The following is a 22661-nucleotide window of genomic DNA, read 5'->3' on the forward strand; positions in this document are numbered from 1 at the left end:
GACGTTGCGGTACTTCGGCAGGCCGGTCCCGGCGGGGATCAGCTTTCCGATGATCACGTTCTCCTTCAGGCCCATCAGCGGGTCGGACTTGCCCTCCATGGCGGCCTGCGTGAGAACACGCGTGGTCTCCTGGAACGACGCGGCCGACAGCCACGACTCGGTCGCGAGGGATGCCTTGGTGATACCCATGACCTCCTGGCGAGCGGATGCGGTCTTCTTGCCCTCGGTGAGCGCGGAGCGGTTGAGCTCGTTGTACTTCAGGCGGTCGACGAGCTCACCCGGCAGCAGCCCGGTGTCGCCGTGGTCGACCACGGTGACCTTGCGCAGCATCTGGCGAACGATGACCTCGATGTGCTTGTCGTGAATCGGCACACCCTGCGAACGGTAGACGCCCTGCACACCGCTGACGAGGTGGATCTGCACGGCGCGAACACCGCGGACTCGAAGGACTTCCTTCGGGTCGATCGCACCGACGTGCAGCTGCTGGCCGAGGACGACGTTCTGGCCGTCCTCCACGAGCAGGGTCGCGCGCTTGAGCACCGGGTAGGCGATCGGCTCGTCACCGTTGTCGGGGGTCAGGATGAGCTTGCGGCTGCGATCCGTGTCCTCGATGGTGATCTTTCCTGCGGCCTCGGCGATCGGGGACGCACCCTTGGGGGTGCGAGCCTCGAAGAGCTCGGTGACGCGGGGCAGACCCTGGGTGATGTCATCCGCCGAGGCGACTCCACCGGTGTGGAAGGTACGCATCGTGAGCTGCGTTCCTGGCTCGCCGATCGACTGGGCCGCGATGATGCCGACGGCCTCACCGATGTCCACGAGCTTGCCGGTCGCGAGCGAGCGGCCGTAGCAGGCAGCACACACACCGACGGCGGACTCACAGGTGAGCACCGAGCGAACCTTGGCCTGGGTGATGCCGTTGTCGATGAGCTCCTGGATGAGCACGTCTCCGACGTCGTCTCCGGCCTTGGCGACGACCTTGCCCTTGGCGTCGACCGCGTCCTCGGCGAGGCTGCGGGCGTAGAGCGAGTTCTCGACGTTGGGGTCGCGAACCAGCACACCATCGGCACCCACAGTCGCGACCAGAAGGTCGAGGCCCTTGGTCGTGCCGCAGTCGTCTTCGCGGATGATGACATCCTGCGAGACGTCCACGAGACGACGGGTGAGGTACCCGGAGTCTGCCGTGCGCAGCGCGGTGTCGGCCAGTCCCTTGCGAGCACCGTGAGTCGCAATGAAGTACTCGGCGACCGAGAGTCCTTCGCGGTAGCTCGAGATGATCGGGCGGGGGATGATCTCACCCTTCGGGTTCGACACCAGTCCACGCATACCGGCAATCTGGCGAACCTGCATCCAGTTACCACGGGCACCGGAGGTGACCATGCGGTTGATGTTGTTGTCCTCTGGCATGTTGTCTTCCATCGCCTTGGCGACTTCGGCCGTTGCCTTGTTCCAGATCTCGATGAGCTCCTGGCGACGCTCGGCGTCGGTCGTGAGGCCCTTCTCGAACTGGGTCTGCACCTTGGCGGCCTGCTTCTCGTAGCCCTCGATGATCGCGCGCTTGGTCGGCGGCGTGAGGATGTCGGAGAGCGCGACGGTGACGCCGCTTCGGGTCGCCCAGTGGAAACCGGCGTCCTTGATGCGGTCGAGTGCTGCGGCGACCTCCACCTTGGGGTACCGCTCGGCGAGATCGTTGACGATCGCGGAGAGCTGGCCCTTGTCGGCGACGGCCTCGACGTACGGGTAGTCCGACGGGAGCGTCTCATTGAAGAGCGCGCGACCGAGGGTCGTCTCTACGAGCACGGGCTTGCCGGCCTCGTACCCGGCGGGCACCGCGTCCTCGGGGAAGACGACATCCGACAGGCGGATGCGCACCTTCGCGTTGATGTCCAGCGTGTGCTGGTCGAACGCGAGGATCGCCTCGGCCACCGAGGAGAACGCGCGGCCTTCGCCGACGACGTCGCTCTTCAGCGTGGTGAGGTGGTGCAGGCCGATGATCATGTCCTGGGTGGGCAGGGTCACCGGTCGGCCGTCGGACGGCTTGAGGATGTTGTTCGATGCGAGCATCAGGATGCGCGCCTCGGCCTGGGCCTCGACCGACAGCGGAAGGTGCACTGCCATTTGGTCACCGTCGAAGTCGGCGTTGAACGCCGCGCAGACGAGCGGGTGAAGCTGGATGGCCTTGCCCTCCACGAGCTGAGGCTCGAAGGCCTGGATGCCCAGGCGGTGCAGGGTTGGTGCGCGGTTGAGCAGCACCGGGCGCTCGCGGATGATCTCCTCGAGCACATCCCACACCTGCGGACGGCTCCGCTCGACCATGCGCTTGGCGCTCTTGATGTTCTGAGCGTGGCTGAGGTCGATGAGGCGCTTGATCACGAACGGCTTGAACAGCTCGAGTGCCATCTGCTTGGGCAGACCACACTGGTGGAGCTTGAGCTGCGGCCCGACGATGATCACCGAACGGCCGGAGTAGTCGACTCGCTTTCCGAGCAGGTTCTGGCGGAAACGACCCTGCTTGCCCTTGAGCATGTCGCTCAGGGACTTGAGGGCGCGGTTGCCGGTACCCGTGACGGGGCGACCGCGACGACCGTTGTCGAACAGTGCGTCGACGGCCTCCTGCAGCATGCGCTTCTCGTTGTTCACGATGATCTCGGGGGCACCGAGGTCGAGCAGGCGGCGGAGTCGGTTGTTGCGGTTGATCACACGACGGTAGAGGTCGTTGAGGTCGGAGGTCGCGAAGCGTCCACCATCGAGCTGCACCATCGGGCGCAGCTCCGGCGGAATCACCGGAACGACCTCGAGCACCATCGCGGCCGGCGAGTTGCCGGTCTGGAGGAACGAGTTCACCACGCGCAGTCGCTTGATGGCGCGGATCTTCTTCTGACCCTTGCCGTTCGCGATCTGGTCGTGCAGGTTGTCGCTCTCGGTCGCGAGGTCGAAGGCCTGCAGGCGCTTCTGGATGGCCTCGGCGCCCATGAACGCCTCGAAGTACACGCCGAAACGGTCCTGGAGGTCGTGGAAGACGGAGTCTTCCGGCTTGAGGTCGCCGACCTTGAGGGTGCGGAAGTCTTCCCACACGCGCTCCAGCTGGGCGATCTGCTCGTCGAAGGACTTGCGGGCCTGGCCCATCTCCTTCTCGGCGACGTCCTTGGCGCGACGCTTCTGGTCGGCCTTGGCGCCTTCCTCTTCGAGCGCGGCGAGGTCGGTCTCGAGGCGCTGGAGGCGGTCGGCGATGCGGGCATCGCGCTGGGCTTCCAGTTCCTTGATTTCGAGACGGATCTCGTTCTCGAGGCCGGGCATGTCGTCGTGACGACCGGCCTCATCCACCGAGATGACCATGTATGCGGCGAAGTAGATGACCTTTTCGAGGTCCTTCGGGGCCATGTCGAGGAGGTAACCGAGACGGCTCGGAACACCCTTGAAGTACCAGATGTGAGTGACGGGCGCGGCGAGCTCGATGTGGCCCATGCGCTCGCGGCGCACGGAGGACTTGGTGACCTCTACTCCACAGCGCTCACAGACGATGCCTTTGAAGCGCACTCGCTTGTACTTGCCGCACGAGCACTCCCAGTCGCGGGACGGCCCGAAGATCTGCTCTCCGAAGAGGCCGTCCTTCTCTGGCTTGAGCGTGCGGTAGTTGATCGTTTCGGGCTTCTTGACCTCACCGTGCGACCAGCGACGGATGTCGTCGGCGGTGGCGAGACCAATGCGGAGCTCATCAAACGTTGTTACGTCGAGCAATTTATCTCCTGAGTTTCTAACAGGTACAGCTAAAAATGAGTCGATGTCGGCGCGTTGCGCGCGGGGCCGGGCCTAGATCTCGTCGATCGACGAGTTCTCGAACCTGGTGGAGATGTTGATTCCGAGCTCTTCTGCAGCACGGAAGACCTCGTCGTCCGTGTCGCGCAGGCTCACGGCCGTGCCATCCGCCGAGAGCACCTCGACGTTCAGGCACAGCGACTGCATTTCCTTGATGAGCACCTTGAAGGATTCCGGAATTCCGGGCTCCTGGATGTTCTCGCCCTTGACGATCGCTTCGTACACCTTGACTCGACCGAGGATGTCATCCGACTTGATGGTCAGAAGCTCCTGCAACGCGTACGCCGCGCCATAGGCCTCGAGGGCCCAGACCTCCATCTCACCGAATCGCTGTCCACCGAACTGCGCCTTACCACCCAGCGGCTGCTGCGTGATCATCGAGTACGGCCCGGTCGAACGCGCGTGGATCTTGTCGTCGACGAGGTGGTGCAGCTTGAGGATGTACATGTACCCGACCGAGACGGGCATCGGGAACGGCTCGCCGGAGCGGCCGTCGAAGAGCTGGGTCTTTCCGGTCGAGTCGATCAGGCGGTCGCCGTCGCGAGTCGGCGTCGTCGAGTCGAGAAGACCCTCGATCTCCGCCTCGAGCGCGCCGTCGAACACCGGGGTCGCAACCTTGGTGCCCGGAGCAGCCGACTTGGCCTCATCCGAGATCTTGGCGGCCCACTTCGGGTTGCCCTTGATCTCCCAGCCCTGCTTCGCGACCCAACCGAGGTGGGTTTCGAGCACCTGGCCGAAGTTCATGCGGCCGGGGATACCGAGCGGGTTGAGGATGATGTCGACCGGGGTTCCGTCGGCGAGGAACGGCATGTCCTCCACCGGCAGGATCCTCGAGATGACGCCCTTGTTGCCGTGACGGCCGGCGAGCTTGTCGCCCTCGGTGATCTTGCGCTTCTGGGCGATGAACACGACAACGCGCTGGTTGACGCCCGAGCCGAGCTCGTCGTCGCCGTCCTGCGAGTCGAACACCTTGACGCCGATGATCGTTCCGGCTTCGCCGTGGGGAACCTTGAGCGAGGTGTCGCGCACCTCGCGGCTCTTCTCGTTGAAGATCGCGCGCAGCAGGCGCTCCTCGGCGGAAAGCTCGGTCTCGCCCTTCGGCGTGACCTTTCCGACCAGGATGTCGCCGGGGCGAACCTCGGCGCCGATGCGGATGATGCCGCGCTCGTCGAGATCGGCGAGCAGCTCCGGGCTCACGTTGGGCAGGTCGCGAGTGATCTCTTCCTTGCCCAGCTTGGTGTCGCGAGCGTCGACCTCGTACTCCTCGATGTGAATCGAGGAGAGGGTGTCGTCCTTCACCAGGTTCTGGCTCAGGATCATCGCGTCTTCGAAGTTGTAGCCCTCCCACGGCATGAACGCCACGAGGAGGTTCTTGCCGAGCGCGAGCTCGCCATTCTCCGTCGCCGGTCCGTCCGCGAGAACCTGGCCGACCTCGATGCGCTCACCGGCGCTCACGATGACGCGGTTGTTGTACGACGTGCCCTGGTTGGAGCGGTCGAACTTGCGCAGGTAGTAGTCCTGCGTGCCACCGGCGTCGAGCTGGATGGTGACGACATCGGCCGACACCTCGGAGACGACACCCGCGGCATCCGCGGTGATCACGTCTCCGGCGTCGATGGCCGCGTAGCCCTCCATGCCGGTTCCGACGAGCGGCGACTCGCTGCGCAGCAGCGGAACGGCCTGGCGCTGCATGTTCGCACCCATGAGGGCGCGGTTGGCATCGTCGTGCTCGAGGAACGGGATGAGCGAGGTCGCAACCGACACCATCTGGCGCGGGGAGACATCCATGTAGCCGATCTCGTCGATGAGGAAGAGGTCGACCTCTCCACCCTTCTTACGAGCAAGCACACGGGGCTCGGCGAAGCGGGCGTCTGCGGTGAGCGGCGCGTTGGCCTGGGCCACCACGTACTCGTCCTCTTCGCTCGCCGTGAGGTAGTCGATGGTCTCGGAGACGACACCGTCGATGACGCGACGGTACGGGGTCTCGATGAAACCGAAGGAGTTGATGCGCGCGAACGATGCGAGCGAACCGATCAGGCCGATGTTCGGGCCTTCCGGGGTCTCGATCGGACACATGCGTCCGTAGTGCGAGGGGTGAACGTCTCGCACCTCGACGCCGGCGCGCTCACGGGACAGACCACCCGGGCCAAGCGCCGAGAGGCGGCGCTTGTGGGTGAGACCCGCGAGCGGGTTGTTCTGGTCCATGAACTGCGAGAGCTGCGAGGTGCCGAAGAACTCCTTGATCGCGGCGACGACGGGGCGCACGTTGATCAGGGTCTGCGGGGTGATCGCTTCGATGTCCTGCGTGGTCATGCGCTCGCGAACGACGCGCTCCATGCGGGAGAGACCGGTGCGAACCTGGTTCTGGATGAGCTCGCCGACCGCGCGGATACGACGGTTGCCGAAGTGGTCGATGTCGTCCACGTCGAGGCGCAGTTCGACGGGCTTGCCGTCGCGCACACCGTCGAGCGTCTTGCGCTCGTCGTGCAGGGCCACCAGGTACTTGATGGTCGCGAGGATGTCCTGCTGGCTGAGCACCGAGTTCGACAACTGCGCGTCGATGCCGAGCTTGCGGTTGATCTTGTATCGGCCAACCTTCGCGAGGTCGTAGCGCTTCGAGTTGAAGTAGAAGTTGTCGAGCAGGGCGCGGGCGGCCTCTGCGGCAACCTGCTCTCCCGGGCGAAGCTTGCGGTAGATGTCCTTGAGCGCCTCATCCTTGGTGAGGATGTTGTCCTTCTCGAGGGTGAGCTCGATCGAGGCGTAGCCTTTGAACTCCTCGAGGATCTCTTCGCTCGTGAGTCCGAGCGCCTTGAGGAACACGGTCACGGACTGCTTGCGCTTGCGGTCGATGCGCACGCCGACCTGGTCGCGCTTGTCGATCTCGAACTCGAGCCACGCACCGCGGCTCGGGATGATGCGGGCGGAGTAGATGTCCTTGTCGGAAGTCTTCTCCTGCTGACGCTCGAAGTAGACACCGGGGGAACGGACGAGCTGCGACACGACGACGCGCTCGGTTCCGTTGATGACGAACGTGCCCTTGGGGGTCATGAGGGGGAAGTCGCCCATGAACACCGTCTGGGTCTTGATCTCGCCCGTGAGGTGGTTCATGAACTCGGCCTCGACGTAGAGAGGAGCGGAGAAGGTCTTGCCCTTCTCCTTGCACTCGTCGATCGAGTACTTCTTCTCTTCGAGGAAGGGATTGGTGAACGACAGCTGCATCGTCTCGCCGAGGTCCTCGATGGGGGAGATCTCCTCGAAGATCTCCTCGAGGCCGGTGAGCGACGGAAGGTCCTGGCGGCCGGAGGCTTTGGCCTGCGCAGCGCGTTCCTTCCAGATGTCGTTTCCGACGAGCCAGTCGAAGCTCTCGGTCTGCAAAGCGAGCAGATCGGGAACTGTCAGGGTGTCCGTGATCTTCGCGAACGAGAGACGCTCAGCTGAGCGACCGTTCTTGGGAGATCCGTTTTTCGATGAGTTCGAGGTGGATGCGTTGCGCGCAACAGCCAAGGAAATAACCTCCGGTGGCCTTACAGGGGCCAGTTACAGTCGGTGATGGATCGCCCCAGAGAACCCGAAAGGGCTTGAGCCTCGGGCACGCGCAGCCGACCGCAATATGAAGGCAGAGAAATTCTGGGAGCGCAAAGATCAACTATAGTATGCAACTCGGCAAAAAGTCCAGTATGTTCTTGACCAGTTTCGAAATTTCCTGTATAACCGGCGATTTCGGGTCGAAAGATCCCTAGCTGCCCGGCGGCGCGATGACGATGGCGCGCAGGGAACGAAGCTGCTTGGTCACCCGGCGGGCCACATCGGCATCCGCCTCGACGGTGACCAGCGCGGCGGAGAGATGGTCGATCACCGTGTCGAACGCGGCCCGCGAGATGCCCATGCCGCCGTGCACCGTGCGCAGGTCGCCACCGCGGTACTCCTCCGGACCGCCGAGCAAGACTGCGAAATACGCCCGCAACTGGGCGCGATATCTGGTGTGGTCGGCGTGGGCGAACCACCGGTCGAGCCCGGGGTCGGAGGTCATGCGGGCATAGAAGTCAGCGACAAGCCTCCGGATTCCCGGCTTGCCGCCGAGCTGATCGTACAAACTCATTTCGCCCCCGCGTACAGATAAAACTTCCTCAGCGTCGATTGTGCACGAGCGCGCCTTTCGTGACAAATCCCCACTAAAGGGGCCACCCGTCCGGGGTGCCGGGCCGGGCGTTGTGTGGCAGGGTCGAAGGGTGACAGAACCAGCATCCGTGATCCTCGCTCTCAGCGGCTATCGGGCGGTCATCGAGGCCGACCGCTGGGTGCCCGGCAGCTACACCCTCGTCGTGGACGGTACACCCCAATCCCACGTGAACCTCGAGGACCCGAGCCAGCTGTTCTTCGAATACATCCAGCGGATCGGCCACGTGATCGACCAGCTCGGGCTGCCGGGCGAGCCGATCACCGCCGTGCACCTCGGAGCCGGCGCCTTCACTCTGCCGCGCTATATCGAGGCGACGCGCGCCGGGTCGCGCCAGCAGGTGATCGAGATCGAGACCGACCTCGTCGACCTCGTTCGCGAGACCCTTCCGTTGCCCCGCGGCGCATCGATCCGCGTGCGCCACGGCGACGCGCGCGAGGTGCTCGGGCGTCTGCCCGGCGGCCTGCGCGGCCAGGTCGACCTCCTGGTGGTCGACGTGTTCAGCGGCGCCCGCACCCCGGCACACGTGACGAGTCTCGAGTTCTACCGGGAGGCCGTCGCCCTCCTCAAGCCGGGCGGCGTGATCGTCGTCAACGTCGCCGACGGGCCGGGGCTCGCGTTCGCCCGCGGCCAGGCGGCCACCGTTCTCGCCGCCACCGGACACGCCGCCGCCCTCGCCGAGACGCAGATCCTCAAGGGTCGGCGGTTCGGCAACGTCGTGCTGGTGGGCTCGCGCGAGAAGCTCCCCCTCGAGTGGATGCCGCGCCTGCTCGCCGGCGGACCGCATCCGTCGAAGGTGGTCGAGGGGTCTGAGCTGCGCAACTGGATCGCCGGCGCGGCCATCGTGACCGACGACACGGCCGTGCAGTCCCCTCCCCCGTCGAAGAACATCTTCCAGGTGGGCACCCGCGGGGACTAGCCGATGAGTCGCCGGATGCTCCCCCTGCTGGCCGCCGCGGCGGCCGGGTGCCTCGTGCTCTCCGCCTGCACGTCCCCGTCCCCCTCGCCGACTTCGCTGCCGCCCGCTCCCACAGCCTCGAGCAGCACCACGGCCGGGCCGGTGCAGCCGGTGGGAGCACCGAGGATCCTCGCGCAGGGACTCGCCGCCCCGTGGTCGATCCTGAGACTCGGCGACGCCGATTCCACCCTGATCAGCGAGCGGGACAGCGGAACGGTGAGGGAGCTCACCGCAGCGGGCGAGCTGCGCGACGTCGGGGTCGTGGCCGGGGTGGTCCATCAAGGCGAGGGCGGCCTGCTCGGCCTCGAGGTCTTGCGCACCTCCAACCAGACCTGGCTCTACGCGTACCTCACCACGGCATCCGACAACCGCATCGAGAGGATGCCGCTCACCGGTTCGCCAGGCGCGTACGCACTGGGCAGTCCCCAGACCGTGCTCGACGGGCTCGCCAAGGCCGGCAACCACGACGGCGGACGGATCAAGTTCGGGCCGGACTCCATGCTCTACGCGACGGTCGGTGACGCCGGGCAACCGTCTCGCGCGCAGGACGCGTCGTCGCGTGGCGGCAAGATCCTGCGGATGACGGCGACCGGCGGCGTGCCGGCCGACAACCCCACCCGCGGTTCGCTCGTCTACTCGATGGGCCACCGCAATCCGCAGGGCCTCGCCTGGGATGCCGCCGGGCAGCTGTGGGCGGCGGAGTTCGGCCAGAACACCTGGGACGAGCTCAACCGCATCGAACCCGGGGCCAACTACGGCTGGCCCATCGTGGAGGGCATCGGCGGCAGGTCGGGCTTCGTGGATCCGCTCTACCAGTGGCCGACCTCCGACGCGAGTCCGAGCGGACTCGCCTTCGTCGACGGCACCTTCTTCCTGGCCGCGCTGCGCGGCGAACGACTCTGGGCGATCTCCCCCGCCACGTCGGCGCCGCCCGTCGCGTTTCTCGGCGGCACCTTCGGCCGCCTGCGGGACGCGGTGCCCGGACCGCACGGCACGCTCTGGCTACTCACCAACAACACCGACGGCCGGGGAACTCTCCACCAGGGAGACGACAAGCTCATCGAACTGCGCCTCGCACCGGTGTCCTCGGGTTAACCTCGAAGGGATGATCACCCCCTTTGACCCAGAAACCCTCCGCGAGATCGTGGACGAGAACGCCGCGCTCGCGCGGCTGAGCGAACTCGGCGACAGCCGCAGCACCGCCGCCCTGGGCGAGAAGGCCGAGCTCTACCGCATGCTTGGCCGGCTCGACGAGGCGCTCCAGGCCGCCGAGCAGTGCTTTCGGCTCGCCCACTTCACCGGCGACCGCGAACAACTCACCCGGGCCAGGCTGCGCCGGGCGATCGTGTTCCAGTACCGCGGCGACCGCGATCGAGCCATCGCCGAGATGGCGTCCTGCCGCGCCTCGGCGCGGATCGAGAGCTGGGATGCGCTCGAGGCGACAGCCGCGCAGCACGAGGGCACGGTGCTGTTCGAGCTCGGCCGCTACGAGGAGGCCAAGGACTCCGTGGCGCACGCCCTCGACATCCGGCAGCGCACCGAGGCGCCCCGGGACCAGATCGAGGCCTCTCGTTTCGCCGTCGAGGTGATCATGCGCCGGAGTCTCAAGAATGGCTGACCTGGCCAGGGTGCGTACGTGGGCGCACGCCCTCATCGCCCTGCACCTCGACCCGAGCTGGTCGTTCGCCTTCGACTCGGCCAAGACGCGGGCCGGCCTCTGCAACTACACCTCGAAGACCATCTCGGTGTCGCGCTACCTCGCGTCGCGGTACGACGACGACGAGGTGCACCAGGTGCTGCTGCACGAGGTGGCGCACGCGATGGCCGGAACGCGTGCCGGTCACGGCCCCCGATGGAAGGCGGTCGCCGCCGATCTCGGCTACGAGGGCAAGCGGCTACACGACGGCGAGATCGCGAACGAACTCGCGCCCTGGGTCGGCGAGTGCCCGGCCGGACACCTGCACTACCGCTATCGCAAGCCCACCCGGGCGCTCGCCTGCGGGAGGTGCTCGCGGCGGTTCGATCCGGCCAACGCCATCAGCTGGACGCAGCGGGTGGTCGCCCGGCAGCGCCGAGCGGGGTAGGCCCGGTCCCTCAGGACCGGGCGGACGACCTCACGAACGGCGCGGTCAGCTGCCAGATCACGTTCTTCCAGTGGCCGAGCATCATGCGGCGCTCGTCGCGGTCGGCCAGCTGTTCGTGGTGGATGCCGATGGTGGTCCCCGTCGCCGCCTCGCGCACCGTGACCTGCAGCGTGGTGTCGTGCGGCCAGTCGTCCGGCCGCCAGGTGAGGCGGATCTTCGCGTTCGGCGTGTACGAACGCACCTCGCCGACCACGGCATCCCTCGTCTCGTACCTCGCACCCTTCTCGGGGGTGAGTTCCGTCTCGCCGAGCCAGACCGCGAGGCCGTCGCCGAGCAGGTAGTCCCAGACGACCGCGATGGGTGCGGTGACGGTCTCCCGAACGCCCACCTCCCAGCCGGCATCCTTCGTCTTGCCGGTCGAGTCCCTACTCTTTTCGTCTGTCATGGTTCAACCTTCTCGCACATTGCACGCCCCGGTCGTCAGTGCAGGCAATACTCGTTGCCCTCCGGGTCCCGCATCGTGTACGTGTATGGACCGCGGTCGTGCGTCTCCCGAGCGGGGTCGCGCCGAGCGAGACGGCGCGCTCCACCTCGGCGAGCTTCTCCTCCTCTCCTCCGCCACCCGGATGTCGAGGCGCACCCTGTTCCTGGCCACCTTGCCCTCGGGTACCCGCTGCCTCGGCTCCACCCCCCGCCGGGTCGACGCACGCGGCCACGTCGCGGAAGGCAGACCGGCCGTCGACGGTGATGCGCTCGGCCGGCGGCATCCGGCCCTCCTCGACGGGCCGGTCGACGAAGGCCGAGTTGTCTTCCACCTCGTAGCCGAGCAGGGCCGCCCAGAACGCGTCGTGTGCGTTGGGGTCTGCGGTGTCGAACGTGACCTGAATTCGCACTGGCTCCTCCTCACGGTGGCTCCTCCTCGCACTGGCTCCTCCTCACGGTGGCTCCTCCTCACGGTGGCTCCTCGGCGTCTCTCCGTGCGGTAACCGACTATATTGGTTACGTGAATACTGGTCAATGGTTCCGCTCGACCGACGGAACCCGGTGGTGGTTCGACTCCGGATCGCTCAGTCTCGACTTCGCGTACACCGGGTCGATGGGCGCCAACCCCGAGTGGGAGAAGTTCCGTGCGCCAGGCGACCTCGGCGAGTGGCTCGCCGGCCGATTCGACCGCGTCACGGCCGAGGCGACCGAGGGCGACCTGATCGACGCACTCGCCCTCCGCTCCGCCATCGCGAACCTCGCCCACGCGGTGAGCGACGGGCGGCCACCGAGCAGCGACGACATCGACACCGTCAATCTCTACGCGGCCACCCCCAACATCCCGCCGGCACTCGCGGGCGGCAACCGACAGGCCGGTCGCAGCTCGGTGCGCGTCGGACAGGCCCTTTCGAGCATTGCCCGCGACTCCGTCGAGCTGTTCGGAGAGGCCGCTCACGAGCGCATTCGAGAGTGCGCGGCCGGCGACTGCGGGTTGATCTTCTTCGACGAGTCGAGATCCAACAATCGACGCTGGTGTTCGATGCAACGCTGCGGCAACCGCTCGAAGGTGCGCGCGCACCGGACGCGGGCCGCGGCCGGCGACTACTCGTAGACGCGAATCAGCCGCCGGGCGCGGGAGTCGGCGTCGAGCCGCACGTCGAAGACGAGGGTCGTCCCCGTGTCGTCCGACCCTGGAACCGAAAACGCAGGAGTTTTGGCACGAAAACGACGCCACCGCTCGATTCGACGCCGTTGTACGTCGAATCTCCTGCGTTTTCGGCAGGGCGAGGGGGTGGGGCGGGGCTACTCGGTGACCTGCACTTCTTTCCAGAACGCCACGTAGTTGCTGTAGTCCTTGCCGACGCGCTCGAACGAGGTCGGATACGGGGTCGGGTAGCTCCAGGCGCGGTCCTGCAGCACCGTGTCGCCATCCTTCACGCCGAAGTACTGGCACTCGCCCTTCCACGGGCAGGTGTACAGGGTGGCGCTCTCCCCGAGGTACTCGCTCTTCACGCTCTGCGGCGGAAAGTACCAGTTGCCCTCGATCTTGATCAGGTCGTCCTGGGCCGCTTCAGCGATGACGATGTCTCCGAGTACTGCCTTCATGAGGTCCTCCAGTCGTGCGAACTCGTGCCGACAACCCGTAACGCGCCGCGCCGAACCCGCATTCCCGTGGCCCTCGATGTCCCCGGGCGATGACAGACTGACGCGATGAGAGTGCTCCTCAATCTCGTTCTCGATTGCCCACCGGATGCCGCCTGGGCGGCCGTCAGAAGCCCGCGTGCGCTGCGCGACGTGTCTGCCCCGTTCACCACCTTCGAGTCGCTCGAGCCGGCCGGATTCCCCGACGCGTGGGAGGCGGGCGACCACCCGGTGCTCGTCAAAGCGTTCGGCATCGTGCCGATCGGCGAGCAGATCATCGGAATCTCGTTCCCGGAGCGCGAGGACGACGTTCGAGTGATGCGCGACACCGGCCGGGGCCTCAGCGGGCCTCTCGCCATCGTCACCTCCTGGCAGCATTCAATCGCGATTTCCCAGACCGCCGACGGACAAACCCTGTACCGCGACCAGCTCGTCTTCACGGCCGGCCCGATCACCCCGCTGTTGTGGGTTGCCTACTGGTCGTTCTGGCAGTGGCGGGCCTTCGGCCTGCGCCGTTTCGCCCCCACCTGGAGCTGAACGCGGCGGGGTCGCGACGTTCATCGTGCGGGGATATTCTCCGGGGATGACCATCACACTCATCACGGGGACCTTCACCGGCATCGGCTTGCAGGTGGCCGTGCAGGCCGTGCAGGCCGTGCAGGCCGGCCACACGGTCGTCGCGCGATGCGCGACCTCGGCAAGGCCGACGCCCCGCGTTCCGCGACCGTCGGCATGCGAGTGAGCCTCGTGGAGCCGGGCGCCGTGAGCAGCGGCTTCGTCGCGAACGCCGGTGCCGGTGTCGACGTCGACGTCGATGTCGATGTCGACGTGCCGACGATGGTCGCCGCGGCGGGGGCCCACAGTCCGGCCCTGGCCAACTACGTCGCGCGCACGACCGCCGCCTTCTCGCCCGCCGCCGCGCAGACGCCGGCCGGTGCCGCGGCCGCCATCGTGGAGCTGCTGCTCGCCGAGACGCCGGCCCTGCGCATCCAGGCCTCGGATGGGGCGCGAGCGTTCGTCGGACGCAAGCTCGCCGACCTCGACGGCTCGGCCGTCTTCACCGAGACGCTCGGGTGGGTGTCATGACCCCCTTCGACATCGCCGACTGGCGGCGGCGGATCTTCGCGCTCTACGCCGAGGTTCGTGCCTCCACCGACCTGTTCGCCGCCCACGACCTGTGGCGGCGGGAGCGCGACCGGATGTTCGCCGAGCATCCGGCCTCCCCGCTGCTGCCGGAAGACCTCGCCGCGTTCACCGGACTTCCGGTGAACGCGTACGACCCAGCCTGGCGGTTCGAGGTGGAGGTGCGCCCGGCGGAGCCGAAGCACATGGACTTCGAGACGGGAACCGACGGAATCGTGCCGTTCGACCTCATCGGCATCGCCGACGTGCCCGGTGTCGGCCCGCTCGACGTCTGGAGGCTCGGCAGCTACGGCGGCGGAATATTCCTGCCGGTGAAGGATGCCCTCGCGGGCACTGCCGGCGGCACCTACGGCGGCGGTCGCTACCTCATCGACACGATCAAGGGCGCGGATCTCGGGCGCGGCGACACCCCCGACTCGCTCGTGCTCGACTTCAACTTCGCCTACAACCCGAGCTGCGCGTACGACCCGGAGTGGGCCTGCCCGCTCGCCCAGGCCGGCAACCGCGTTCCCGTGGAGATCCCCGCCGGCGAGCGCTACAGCGGCAACTACTAGCCACGCGGGGGCGGTTGGAGGCCCGAAATGGCGCGGGTGCTATGCTGGGGATACCTGTGAAACCATGACGGTTTCCCTGCGTCGTTGAACGCTCCCTCTTCTCGTCCGCCTCGGCAGACTCGTAGATACTTCTCCGGCGAACGGATGTGGCCATCGCCACCTTCGCCATTCATACCGATTCGCCGTGTCTATCACCACGACGGAATCCCGGTGTGCACCGATGCCCGAAAGGCACCACACCATCACCATGTCTGAAACCATCACCTCCTTCGGCGCGCTCGGCGTGCCACAGCCGCTCGTCGCGAAGCTCGCGTCGGCCGGAATCGAGTCCCCGTTCCCCATCCAGGTCGACACGCTCCCCGACACGCTCGCCGGTCGCGACGTGCTCGGCCGCGGCAAGACCGGCTCGGGCAAGACCCTCGCCTTCGCCCTGCCGATGATCGCCCGCCTCGGCGGCAAGCTCGCCGGCGGCCAGCGCCGCCCGGGCCGTCCGCTCGGCCTCATCCTCGCGCCGACCCGCGAACTCGCCACCCAGATCACCACGGCCATGGAGCCGCTCGCCTCGGCGTACGGCCTCAAGCTCACCACGATCTTCGGCGGAGTCTCGCAGCAGCGCCAGGTCGCCGCGCTCAAGGGCGGCATCGACATCGTCGTGGCCTGCCCCGGCCGCCTCGAAGACCTCATGAAGCAGGGCTTCGTGTCGCTCGACGCGATCGAGATCACCGTGCTCGACGAGGCAGACCACATGGCCGACCTCGGCTTCCTGCCGGTCGTCACGCGCATCATGGACAAGACCCCGAACAGCGGGCAGCGGATGCTGTTCAGCGCCACGCTGGACAACGGCGTCGACCGCCTCGTGAAGAAGTACCTCCACAACGAGGTGCTGCACTCCGTGGACGAGGCGACGTCCCACGTCTCCGCGATGACCCATCACGTGTTCGAGGTCGACTCGGTGGAGGCCAAGCGCCTGCTCATCGAGAAGCTCGCCTCGGGCACCGGCCGTCGCATCCTCTTCATGCGCACCAAGCACCACGCCAAGAAGCTGGCCAAGCAGCTGACCGATGCCGGCATCCCGGCCGTCGATCTGCACGGCAACCTGTCACAGGTGCAGCGCGACCGCAACCTCGCCGCCTTCTCCGCGGGCACCTCCCGCGTGCTCGTGGCCACGGATGTCGCGGCCCGCGGCGTGCACGTGGACGACATCGAACTCGTGATCCACGTCGACCCGCCGGCCGAGCACAAGGCGTACCTGCACCGCTCGGGACGCACCGCGCGCGCCGGCAAGGAGGGCGAGGTCGTCACGATCGTGCTGCCCACCCAGCGCAAGGACACCGCCGCCCTGCTCCGCAAGGCCGAGATCACCGTCACCCCGCAGCACGTCACCGCCGATTCGGCGGCCGTTGCCGCCCTCGTGGGCGACGTGGCGGCATACGTCAAGCCCGCCCCGCGCGCTGCCGTGCAGCCGCAGGGCCAGCCGCGCCAGTCGCAGGGTGGACGCTCGCAGGGCCAGGGCCGCTCGCAGGGCGCGAACGCCCAGCGCAAGCGCGCCAACCGGGACGGCTCAACGGCAGCCCCACGCTCCGACCGCGCCACGGGCGGCTCGCGCAACTTCTACAGCACCGGCAGCGGCGACGCGCCGTCCAGCGCGCCCCGCTCGGGCGGCAGCGGATCGGGCGCGGGCCGCGCCGGCTCCGGCGGCGGACTCGTCGGGATGTCGCAGGGCGGTGGCGGCGGACGTCGTCGCAGCGGCGGCCGCTAGCCAGCACTCGAAAGGGCCCTCGCACTCGTGCGGGGGCCCTTTTCGCATCCTCGAGCCGCGCACAACTCAGGCTGTTTGCCGCCGGAAGCCCCGAAAGCCCGCTGTTTTGCGGCGCGGCGCGGCACATGGCCTGAGTTATGCACGGTGGCGGGCGTGGCGGGGCGGCGGGGCGCGGGGCGGCGGGGTTCCGGCTGGACGGCGGCCGAAAGGTCGAGCGCCTTGGCGCAGTCGACCTCATCGAGGTGCGGATGACCCGCAGCTAGTAGAGCGCGCCGAGCGACGCGAGCGCTGTCCGCACGAGGGAGCCGCGGCCGCCCTCCATCTCGGCGGAGACGGCATCCGACGCGGCCTCGGAGGGCGTCATCCAGGTGAGTTCGAGGGCGTCCTGGCGCGGGTCGCAGGTGCCGGTCACCGGCACGACATAGGCGAGGGAGACGGCGTGCTGGCGGTAATCGGTGAACTGGGAGCCCGGGAACGGAAAGTACTCCACCACCGAGAACGGCACCGGGCTCGCCGGCAGCAGGGGGAAGGCCATCGGGCCGAGATCCTTCTCGAGGTGCCGGAACAGCGCGGTGCGCAGGCGCTCCCCGTACATCACGCGCCCGGAGACGAGGGTGCGGGTGATCGCACCGGCCGCATTGGCGCGCAGCAGGATGCCGACCTCGGTGACCTGGCCGACGCCATCCACGCGCACCGGCACGGCCTCCACGTAGAGCAGGGGCAGGCGCCGCCGGGTCTCGGCGAGCTCCTCATCGGACAACCAGCCGGAGTTCGGATCGGGCGTGCCTACGGAGCTCATGCTCCATTCTCACTTAAAGCCGACACGTGACGCGCATCGGCGACCTGTGCCACGATCAGCCATGGATTACTCACAGTTTCAGGGCCTCGGCATCGCGGCCATCATCATCGGCATCGTCGTCTATGCCCTGGTCATCGCGCTCGGCATCTTCATCAGCTACCTCGTGATCCGGGCCGGGGTGCGGCGCGGGATGCGGGACCACTACGAGTGGGTGCAGCGCCAGAACCGTCCGCTGTAACGGCCGGGGGCGGAGGAACGCTGTCAGCGAAGAGCGGCGGGAATGTCGGCCCGCCGGGGCAGGATAGACGGATGAGCACCGTGCTCGAGCGTTTCTCGCCGGCCACCCGCGAGTGGTTCGCCGGCGCCTTCAGCGCGCCGACTCCGGCTCAGCTCGGCGCCTGGGACGCCATCACCGGCGGCTCGAACGCGCTCGTCGTCGCGCCGACCGGGTCGGGCAAGACGCTCGCCGCCTTTCTCTGGGCCATCGACCGGCTCGCGACCACCCCGGCCCCGGACGACCCGACCCGCCGCACCCGCGTGCTCTACATCTCCCCGCTCAAGGCCCTCGCCGTAGACGTGGAACGCAACCTGCGCTCCCCCCTGGTCGGCGTCGTCCAGACCGCGAAACGGCTCGGGATGACGCCCCCCGAGGTGACCGTCGGCGTGCGGTCGGGCGACACCACATCTTCCGACCGCCGGTTGCTTCAGCGGCGACCGCCGGACATCCTGATCACCACGCCGGAGTCGCTCTACCTCATGCTCACGGCGTCGGCGCGGGACACCCTGCGCGGCGTGACGACGGTGATCGTGGACGAGGTGCACGCGGTCGCGTCAACGAAGCGTGGCGCCCACCTGGCCCTCTCGCTCGAACGGCTCGACCTGCTGCTCGACCGGCCGGCCCAGCGGATCGGTCTCTCGGCCACCGTGCGACCGAAGGAGGAGGTGGCGCGGTTCCTCTCCGGCGGCGCACCGGTGACGATCGTCGCCCCGAAGTCGACGAAGAAGTTCGACCTCACCGTGGTCGTGCCGGTGGAGGACATGACCGAACTCGGCACCTCCGCCGTGCCCGAGGGCTCTGCGGCCGGGGCCACCACGACCCAGGGCTCGATCTGGCCGCACGTGGAGGAGCAGATCGTTGACCGCATCCTCGAGCACCGGTCCACGATCGTGTTCGCCAACTCCCGTCGGCTCGCCGAGCGGCTCACCGCGCGGCTCAACGAGATCTACTCCGACCGGCTCGCCGAGGCGGCCGAGGTCGTCGAGGCGGCGCTGGTCGGGCTAGCGGTTGGACCCTCCCTCGCAAGCTCGGTCGGCGCTGGGGTCGCGGAATCGCTTCGCGATTCTCCCAGCTCCACCGCGCTGCTCGCCCGCGCCCACCACGGCTCGGTGTCGAAGGACCAGCGGGCCCTCATCGAGGACGATCTCAAGTCCGGCCGGCTGCGCTGCGTCGTGGCAACGAGCTCGCTCGAGCTCGGCATCGACATGGGCGCGGTCGACCTGGTGATCCAGGTCGAGTCGCCGCCGTCCGTCGCGAGCGGCCTGCAGAGAGTGGGCCGGGCCGGGCACCAGGTGGGCGAGGTGTCGCGGGGAATCATCTTCCCCAAGCATCGCGCCGACCTCATCCACTCCGCCGTGGCGAGCGAGCGGATGTCCGCCGGGCTGATCGAGGCGATGCGGATCCCGCAAAACCCTCTCGACGTGCTTGCCCAGCAGACCGTGGCCGCGGTGGCGCTCGACTCGATCGACGTCGACGAGTGGTTCGACACCGTGCGGCGCAGCGCGCCGTTCGCGACCCTTCCCCGCTCGGCGTATGACGCGACGCTCGACCTGCTGAGCGGGCTGTACCCGTCTGACGAGTTCGCCGAACTGCGGCCGCGCATCGTCTGGGACCGGGTGGGCGGCCGACTCACCGGGCGGCCGGGCGCGCAGCGTCTCGCCGTGACCTCAGGCGGCACGATCCCCGACCGCGGCCTCTTCGGCGTGTTCATGGTCGGGTCTGCGGCCGACGGCGCGGCGCGGGGTTCCGGCGCCGAATCGAAACGGGTGGGCGAGCTCGACGAGGAGATGGTCTACGAGTCGCGCGTCGGCGACGTGTTCGCGCTCGGGGCGACGAGCTGGCGCATCGAAGACATCACCCACGATCGGGTGATCGTCTCCCCCGCCTTCGGGCAGCCCGGCAAGGTGCCGTTCTGGAAGGGCGACGGCATCGGCCGGCCGGCCGAACTCGGCCAGGCCATCGGCGAGTTCACCCGGGAGATCTCCTCCGCAACGGATGAGGTGGCCAGGGCCCGCGCCCTCACCGGCGGCCTCGACCCGCGCGCCGTCAACAACCTGGTCGCGTTCATCGACGATCAGCGCAAGGCGACCGGCCACGTGCCCACCGATCGCACGCTCGTGGTCGAGCGCTTCCGCGATGAGCTCGGCGACTGGCGGGTCGTGCTGCATTCCCCGTACGGCATGCAGGTGCACGCGCCATGGGCGCTCGCCGTCGGTGCCCGCATCCGGGAGCGGTTCGGGCTCGACGGCGCGGCGATGGCGAGCGACGACGGTGTCATCCTGCGCATCCCGGACACCGAGAGCGAGCCGCCGGGCGCGGACCTCTTCGTCTTCGACCCGGCCGACCTGCGCGACATCGTCACCGAGGAGGTGGGCGGTTCCGCGCTGTTCGCGTCGCGTTTCCGGGAGTGCGCGGCGCGGGCGCTGCTGCTGCCGCGCTACAACCCGGGGCGCCGCTCACCCCTCTGGCAGCAGCGCCAGCGGGCGTCGCAGCTGCTGGATGTGGCCCGCAAGTACCCGAGCTTCCCGATCGTGCTCGAGGCGGTGCGAGAGGTTCTGCAGGACGTCTACGACCTGCCGGCCCTCACCGCGCTCGCCGAACAGATCGAGAACCGCCGCATCCGCATCGTGGAGACCGAGACCGAGCAGGCGAGCCCCTTCGCCCGCTCCCTGCTGTTCGGCTACGTCGCCGCGTTCATGTACGAGGGGGACTCGCCGCTGGCCGAGCGCCGCGCCGCCGCCCTCTCCCTCGACCCGACCCTGCTCGCCGAGTTGCTCGGCCGCGCAGAGCTGCGCGAACTGCTCGACCCGGCGGTGATCGAGCAGACCGAACTCGAACTGCAGCGGCTCGCGCCCGACCGCCGCGCCCGCGGGCTGGAGGGCGTCGTCGACCTGCTCCGCCTGCTCGGGCCGCTCTCCCTGCCCGAGATCGTGGAGCGACTGGACCCGGCGAGCGACGTCGTGGCGGGCGGGACACTCGACGCCGGCCTGCGCGAGCTCGAGCGGGCCAACCGCATCTGGCGGGCCGGCGGCGAGCGCTGGGCGATCATCGAGGACGCCGCCCGGTTGCGGGACGCGCTCGGCACCCCGCTGCCGATCGGCATCCCCACCGCCTTCGTCGAGCCGGTGGAGGACCCGCTCGGCGATCTGGTGAGCCGCTTCGCGCGCACCCACGCGCCGTTCACCGTCGCCGCCGTTGCCGAACGCTTCGGCCTCGGAACGGCGGTGGTGCACGATGCCCTGCGCCGGCTCGCCGCCCAGCGGCGGGTCGTGGAGGGCGAATTCCGCCCGGGCAGCACCGGCAGCGAGTGGTGCGACGTGGAGGTGCTTCGCCGCCTGCGCAGCCGATCCCTTGCCGCGCTCCGGCACGAGGTGGAGCCCGTGGATGCGGCGACCCTCGCCCGGTTCCTGCCGGCCTGGCAGCACGTCGACGAGCCGCTGCGCGGGGTCGACGGCCTCGCCACGGTCATCGACCAGCTCGCCGGAGTCGCACTGCCGGCATCCGCCTGGGAGACGCTCGTGCTTCCGTCCCGCGTGCTGGGCTACTCCCCCGTGATGCTCGACGAGCTGACCGCGAGCGGCGAGGTGATCTGGTCGGGCGGCGGAGCGCTTGCCGGCAATGACGGCTGGATGAGCCTCCACCTCGCCGAGACGGCAGCCCTCACCCTGCCCGAACCGACCGGTGCCGAGACCACCGAACTTCAGCGCAGCATCCTCGCGAACCTGGCGGGCGGCGGAGCCTACTTCTTCCGGCAGCTGTCGAACGCGGTCGGGAGCACCGACGACGGCGAACTCGTCACGGCGCTCTGGGACCTGGTCTGGTCCGGGCTCGTGACCAACGACACGCTCGCCCCGCTGCGCGCCTACCTCGGCGCGACGACTACCAGGCCGAGGGCCGTGCCGCGGTCCCGCGCCTATCGCGGCCGGGCGAGGGCGGCGCTGCCGAGCCAGGCCGGGCCGCCGAGCGCCGCCGGGCGCTGGTCGCTCCTGCCCCTCGCCGAGCCGGATGCGACGGTGCGCGGGGTGGCGACAGCGGAACAGCTGCTCGAACGGTACGGCGTCGTCACCCGCGGATCGGTCGTGAGCGAGGGCCTGCGGGGCGGCTTCGCGCTCGTCTATCGCGTGCTCAGCGGCTTCGAACAGACCGGCCGGGCCCGCCGCGGCTACTTCGTGGAGGGTCTCGGCGCCGCGCAGTTCGCCACCGGGGCGACGGTCGACCGGTTGCGCGCGTTCTCCCGCGAACCGGACCCGGACCGAGCGCTGTCCGCGCTGACGCTCGCCGCGACCGACCCGGCGAACGCCTATGGCGCCGCCCTGCCCTGGCCGTCGAGCCCCCCGTCCGACGACGACCGGCGCGGCCACCGCCCGGGCCGCAAGGCCGGCGCCCTCGTCGTGCTCGTGGACGGCGAACTCGCCCTCTACGTGGAGCGCGGCGGCAAGACCATGCTCACCTTCGGGTCGTCCGAGCCGGCCATCGCCGCCGCCGCCGAGTCGCTGGCGCGCACCGTGCTGCGCTCGCGCGGCCGGCTCAAGGTGGAGCGCGTCGACGGCAGTTTCGTGATCGGAACCCCGGTCGGCGCGGCACTCGCCGCCGCCGGGTTCAGCGCCACACCGCAGGGACTGCGGCTACGTGCCTGAGGGCGACACCGTCTACCGCACGGCGAAGAACCTCGACGCAGCCCACCGGCTCATCGACGCCAACAAGGACCGGGTGAAACGCACGACCACCGGTTCCCTGCGTGGCGAGACGGACTGGGTCTACCGCCGGGAGGGCAAGCCCTGCCTGCGCTGCGGAACCCGGATCGAACACGGTGAGCTGGGCGACACCGCCCTGGCGCTGCGAGACACCTACTGGTGCCCGCGCTGCCAAAGTTGACCATCCCTCCGCTGTGGGGGCTAGGGTGTGAATCACACATCGCAACTTCTTGGGGGAATTCTGTGACTACGCCCGCCGCGCCCGAATCGAGTCAACCT

General features: G+C 68.4%; 20 protein-coding genes. 13 read left to right on the forward strand and 7 right to left on the reverse strand.

Annotated elements, in window-relative coordinates:
* From VIM54_RS15380 to VIM54_RS15390, 3 genes are all read right to left on the reverse strand, one after another.
* The coding region (locus VIM54_RS15380; RefSeq protein ID WP_331902616.1) for a DNA-directed RNA polymerase subunit beta' at positions 1-3735 on the reverse strand (3735 nt) is incomplete at its 3' end.
* A gap of 72 nt (positions 3736-3807) precedes the next feature.
* Positions 3808-7317: a DNA-directed RNA polymerase subunit beta gene (gene rpoB / locus VIM54_RS15385; protein WP_331902617.1), complete on the reverse strand. Its 3510-nt coding sequence runs from the start codon at positions 7315-7317 to the stop codon at positions 3808-3810.
* A gap of 232 nt (positions 7318-7549) precedes the next feature.
* Positions 7550-7912 (reverse strand): group 1 truncated hemoglobin, encoded by a 363-nt coding sequence (locus tag VIM54_RS15390; protein ID WP_331902618.1) that lies wholly within the window; start codon positions 7910-7912, stop codon positions 7550-7552.
* A gap of 130 nt (positions 7913-8042) precedes the next feature.
* On the opposite strand from VIM54_RS15390, the gene VIM54_RS15395 reads away from it, so the two are divergent.
* Genes VIM54_RS15395 through VIM54_RS15410 form a run of 4 tightly spaced genes read left to right on the forward strand, consistent with a single transcriptional unit; the run spans position 8043 to position 11032 of the window.
* Positions 8043-8909, forward strand: a complete 867-nt coding sequence (locus tag VIM54_RS15395) for a fused MFS/spermidine synthase (RefSeq protein ID WP_331902619.1) — start codon at positions 8043-8045, stop codon at positions 8907-8909.
* A gap of 15 nt (positions 8910-8924) precedes the next feature.
* Complete coding sequence (locus VIM54_RS15400; RefSeq protein WP_331902620.1) at positions 8925-10043, forward strand: PQQ-dependent sugar dehydrogenase; 1119 nt, start codon at positions 8925-8927, stop codon at positions 10041-10043.
* A 10-nt stretch (positions 10044-10053) separates the two neighbouring features.
* On the forward strand, positions 10054-10566 hold the full coding sequence (locus VIM54_RS15405) for a hypothetical protein (protein ID WP_331902621.1): 513 nt from the start codon (positions 10054-10056) through the stop codon (positions 10564-10566).
* Entirely contained in the window at positions 10559-11032 is a 474-nt protein-coding gene (locus VIM54_RS15410; RefSeq protein ID WP_331902622.1) for a SprT-like domain-containing protein, read from the forward strand. Before VIM54_RS15405 ends, VIM54_RS15410 begins: the two co-directional genes overlap by 8 nt.
* A gap of 10 nt (positions 11033-11042) precedes the next feature.
* Here VIM54_RS15410 and VIM54_RS15415 read toward each other — a convergent pair whose 3' ends face one another.
* Together VIM54_RS15415 and VIM54_RS15420 are read right to left on the reverse strand one after the other, a co-directional pair.
* Positions 11043-11477, reverse strand: coding sequence for an SRPBCC family protein (locus VIM54_RS15415; protein ID WP_331902623.1), 435 nt, complete (start codon positions 11475-11477; stop codon positions 11043-11045).
* Positions 11458-11925 (reverse strand): VOC family protein, encoded by a 468-nt coding sequence (locus VIM54_RS15420; RefSeq protein WP_331902624.1) that lies wholly within the window; start codon positions 11923-11925, stop codon positions 11458-11460. The genes VIM54_RS15415 and VIM54_RS15420 overlap by 20 nt, the downstream gene beginning before the upstream one ends.
* Positions 11926-12035: 110 nt before the next feature.
* Between VIM54_RS15420 and VIM54_RS15425 the strand changes: the two genes are divergently transcribed.
* Complete coding sequence (locus VIM54_RS15425) at positions 12036-12626, forward strand: CGNR zinc finger domain-containing protein (protein WP_331902625.1); 591 nt, start codon at positions 12036-12038, stop codon at positions 12624-12626.
* Between the two features lie 191 nt (positions 12627-12817).
* Here the strand turns inward: VIM54_RS15425 and VIM54_RS15430 are convergent, their stop codons facing one another.
* Positions 12818-13120 carry a DUF427 domain-containing protein gene (locus tag VIM54_RS15430; RefSeq protein WP_331902626.1) on the reverse strand — a complete coding sequence of 101 codons (303 nt, stop codon included), beginning with the start codon at positions 13118-13120 and terminating at the stop codon, positions 12818-12820.
* Positions 13121-13225: 105 nt separating this feature from the next.
* Here VIM54_RS15430 and VIM54_RS15435 point away from each other — a divergent pair, with 105 nt between their 5' ends.
* From VIM54_RS15435 to VIM54_RS15455, 5 genes are all read left to right on the forward strand, one after another.
* Positions 13226-13693, forward strand: a complete 468-nt coding sequence (locus tag VIM54_RS15435; RefSeq protein ID WP_331902627.1) for a hypothetical protein — start codon at positions 13226-13228, stop codon at positions 13691-13693.
* Between the two features lie 46 nt (positions 13694-13739).
* Positions 13740-13898 (forward strand): hypothetical protein, encoded by a 159-nt coding sequence (locus VIM54_RS15440; RefSeq protein ID WP_331902628.1) that lies wholly within the window; start codon positions 13740-13742, stop codon positions 13896-13898.
* Positions 13889-14242 carry a hypothetical protein gene (locus VIM54_RS15445; RefSeq protein ID WP_331902629.1) on the forward strand — a complete coding sequence of 118 codons (354 nt, stop codon included), beginning with the start codon at positions 13889-13891 and terminating at the stop codon, positions 14240-14242. The genes VIM54_RS15440 and VIM54_RS15445 overlap by 10 nt, the downstream gene beginning before the upstream one ends.
* Positions 14239-14853 (forward strand): DUF1684 domain-containing protein, encoded by a 615-nt coding sequence (locus VIM54_RS15450; RefSeq protein WP_331902630.1) that lies wholly within the window; start codon positions 14239-14241, stop codon positions 14851-14853. The genes VIM54_RS15445 and VIM54_RS15450 overlap by 4 nt, the downstream gene beginning before the upstream one ends.
* Before the next feature lie 247 nt (positions 14854-15100).
* The gene (locus VIM54_RS15455; RefSeq protein ID WP_331902631.1) at positions 15101-16612 is read left to right on the forward strand and encodes a DEAD/DEAH box helicase; all 1512 of its coding nucleotides are present in this window, start codon (positions 15101-15103) and stop codon (positions 16610-16612) included.
* A gap of 259 nt (positions 16613-16871) precedes the next feature.
* On the opposite strand, the gene VIM54_RS15460 is transcribed toward VIM54_RS15455, so the two are convergent.
* Positions 16872-17411 carry an NUDIX hydrolase family protein gene (locus VIM54_RS15460; RefSeq protein ID WP_331902632.1) on the reverse strand — a complete coding sequence of 180 codons (540 nt, stop codon included), beginning with the start codon at positions 17409-17411 and terminating at the stop codon, positions 16872-16874.
* 61 nt (positions 17412-17472) lie between these two features.
* On the opposite strand from VIM54_RS15460, the gene VIM54_RS15465 reads away from it, so the two are divergent.
* The 3 genes from VIM54_RS15465 to VIM54_RS15475 all read left to right on the forward strand — a co-directional run bounded on the left by VIM54_RS15465 (position 17473) and on the right by VIM54_RS15475 (position 22563).
* Complete coding sequence (locus tag VIM54_RS15465; protein ID WP_331902633.1) at positions 17473-17649, forward strand: hypothetical protein; 177 nt, start codon at positions 17473-17475, stop codon at positions 17647-17649.
* A 71-nt stretch (positions 17650-17720) separates the two neighbouring features.
* On the forward strand, positions 17721-22325 hold the full coding sequence (locus tag VIM54_RS15470) for an ATP-dependent helicase (protein WP_331902634.1): 4605 nt from the start codon (positions 17721-17723) through the stop codon (positions 22323-22325).
* Entirely contained in the window at positions 22318-22563 is a 246-nt protein-coding gene (locus VIM54_RS15475) for a zinc finger domain-containing protein (protein ID WP_331902635.1), read from the forward strand. The genes VIM54_RS15470 and VIM54_RS15475 overlap by 8 nt, the downstream gene beginning before the upstream one ends.
* The last annotated feature ends 98 nt before the right edge of the window (positions 22564-22661 follow it).

Source organism: Lacisediminihabitans sp., assembly GCF_036569425.1.
Lineage (GTDB): Bacteria > Actinomycetota > Actinomycetes > Actinomycetales > Microbacteriaceae > Lacisediminihabitans.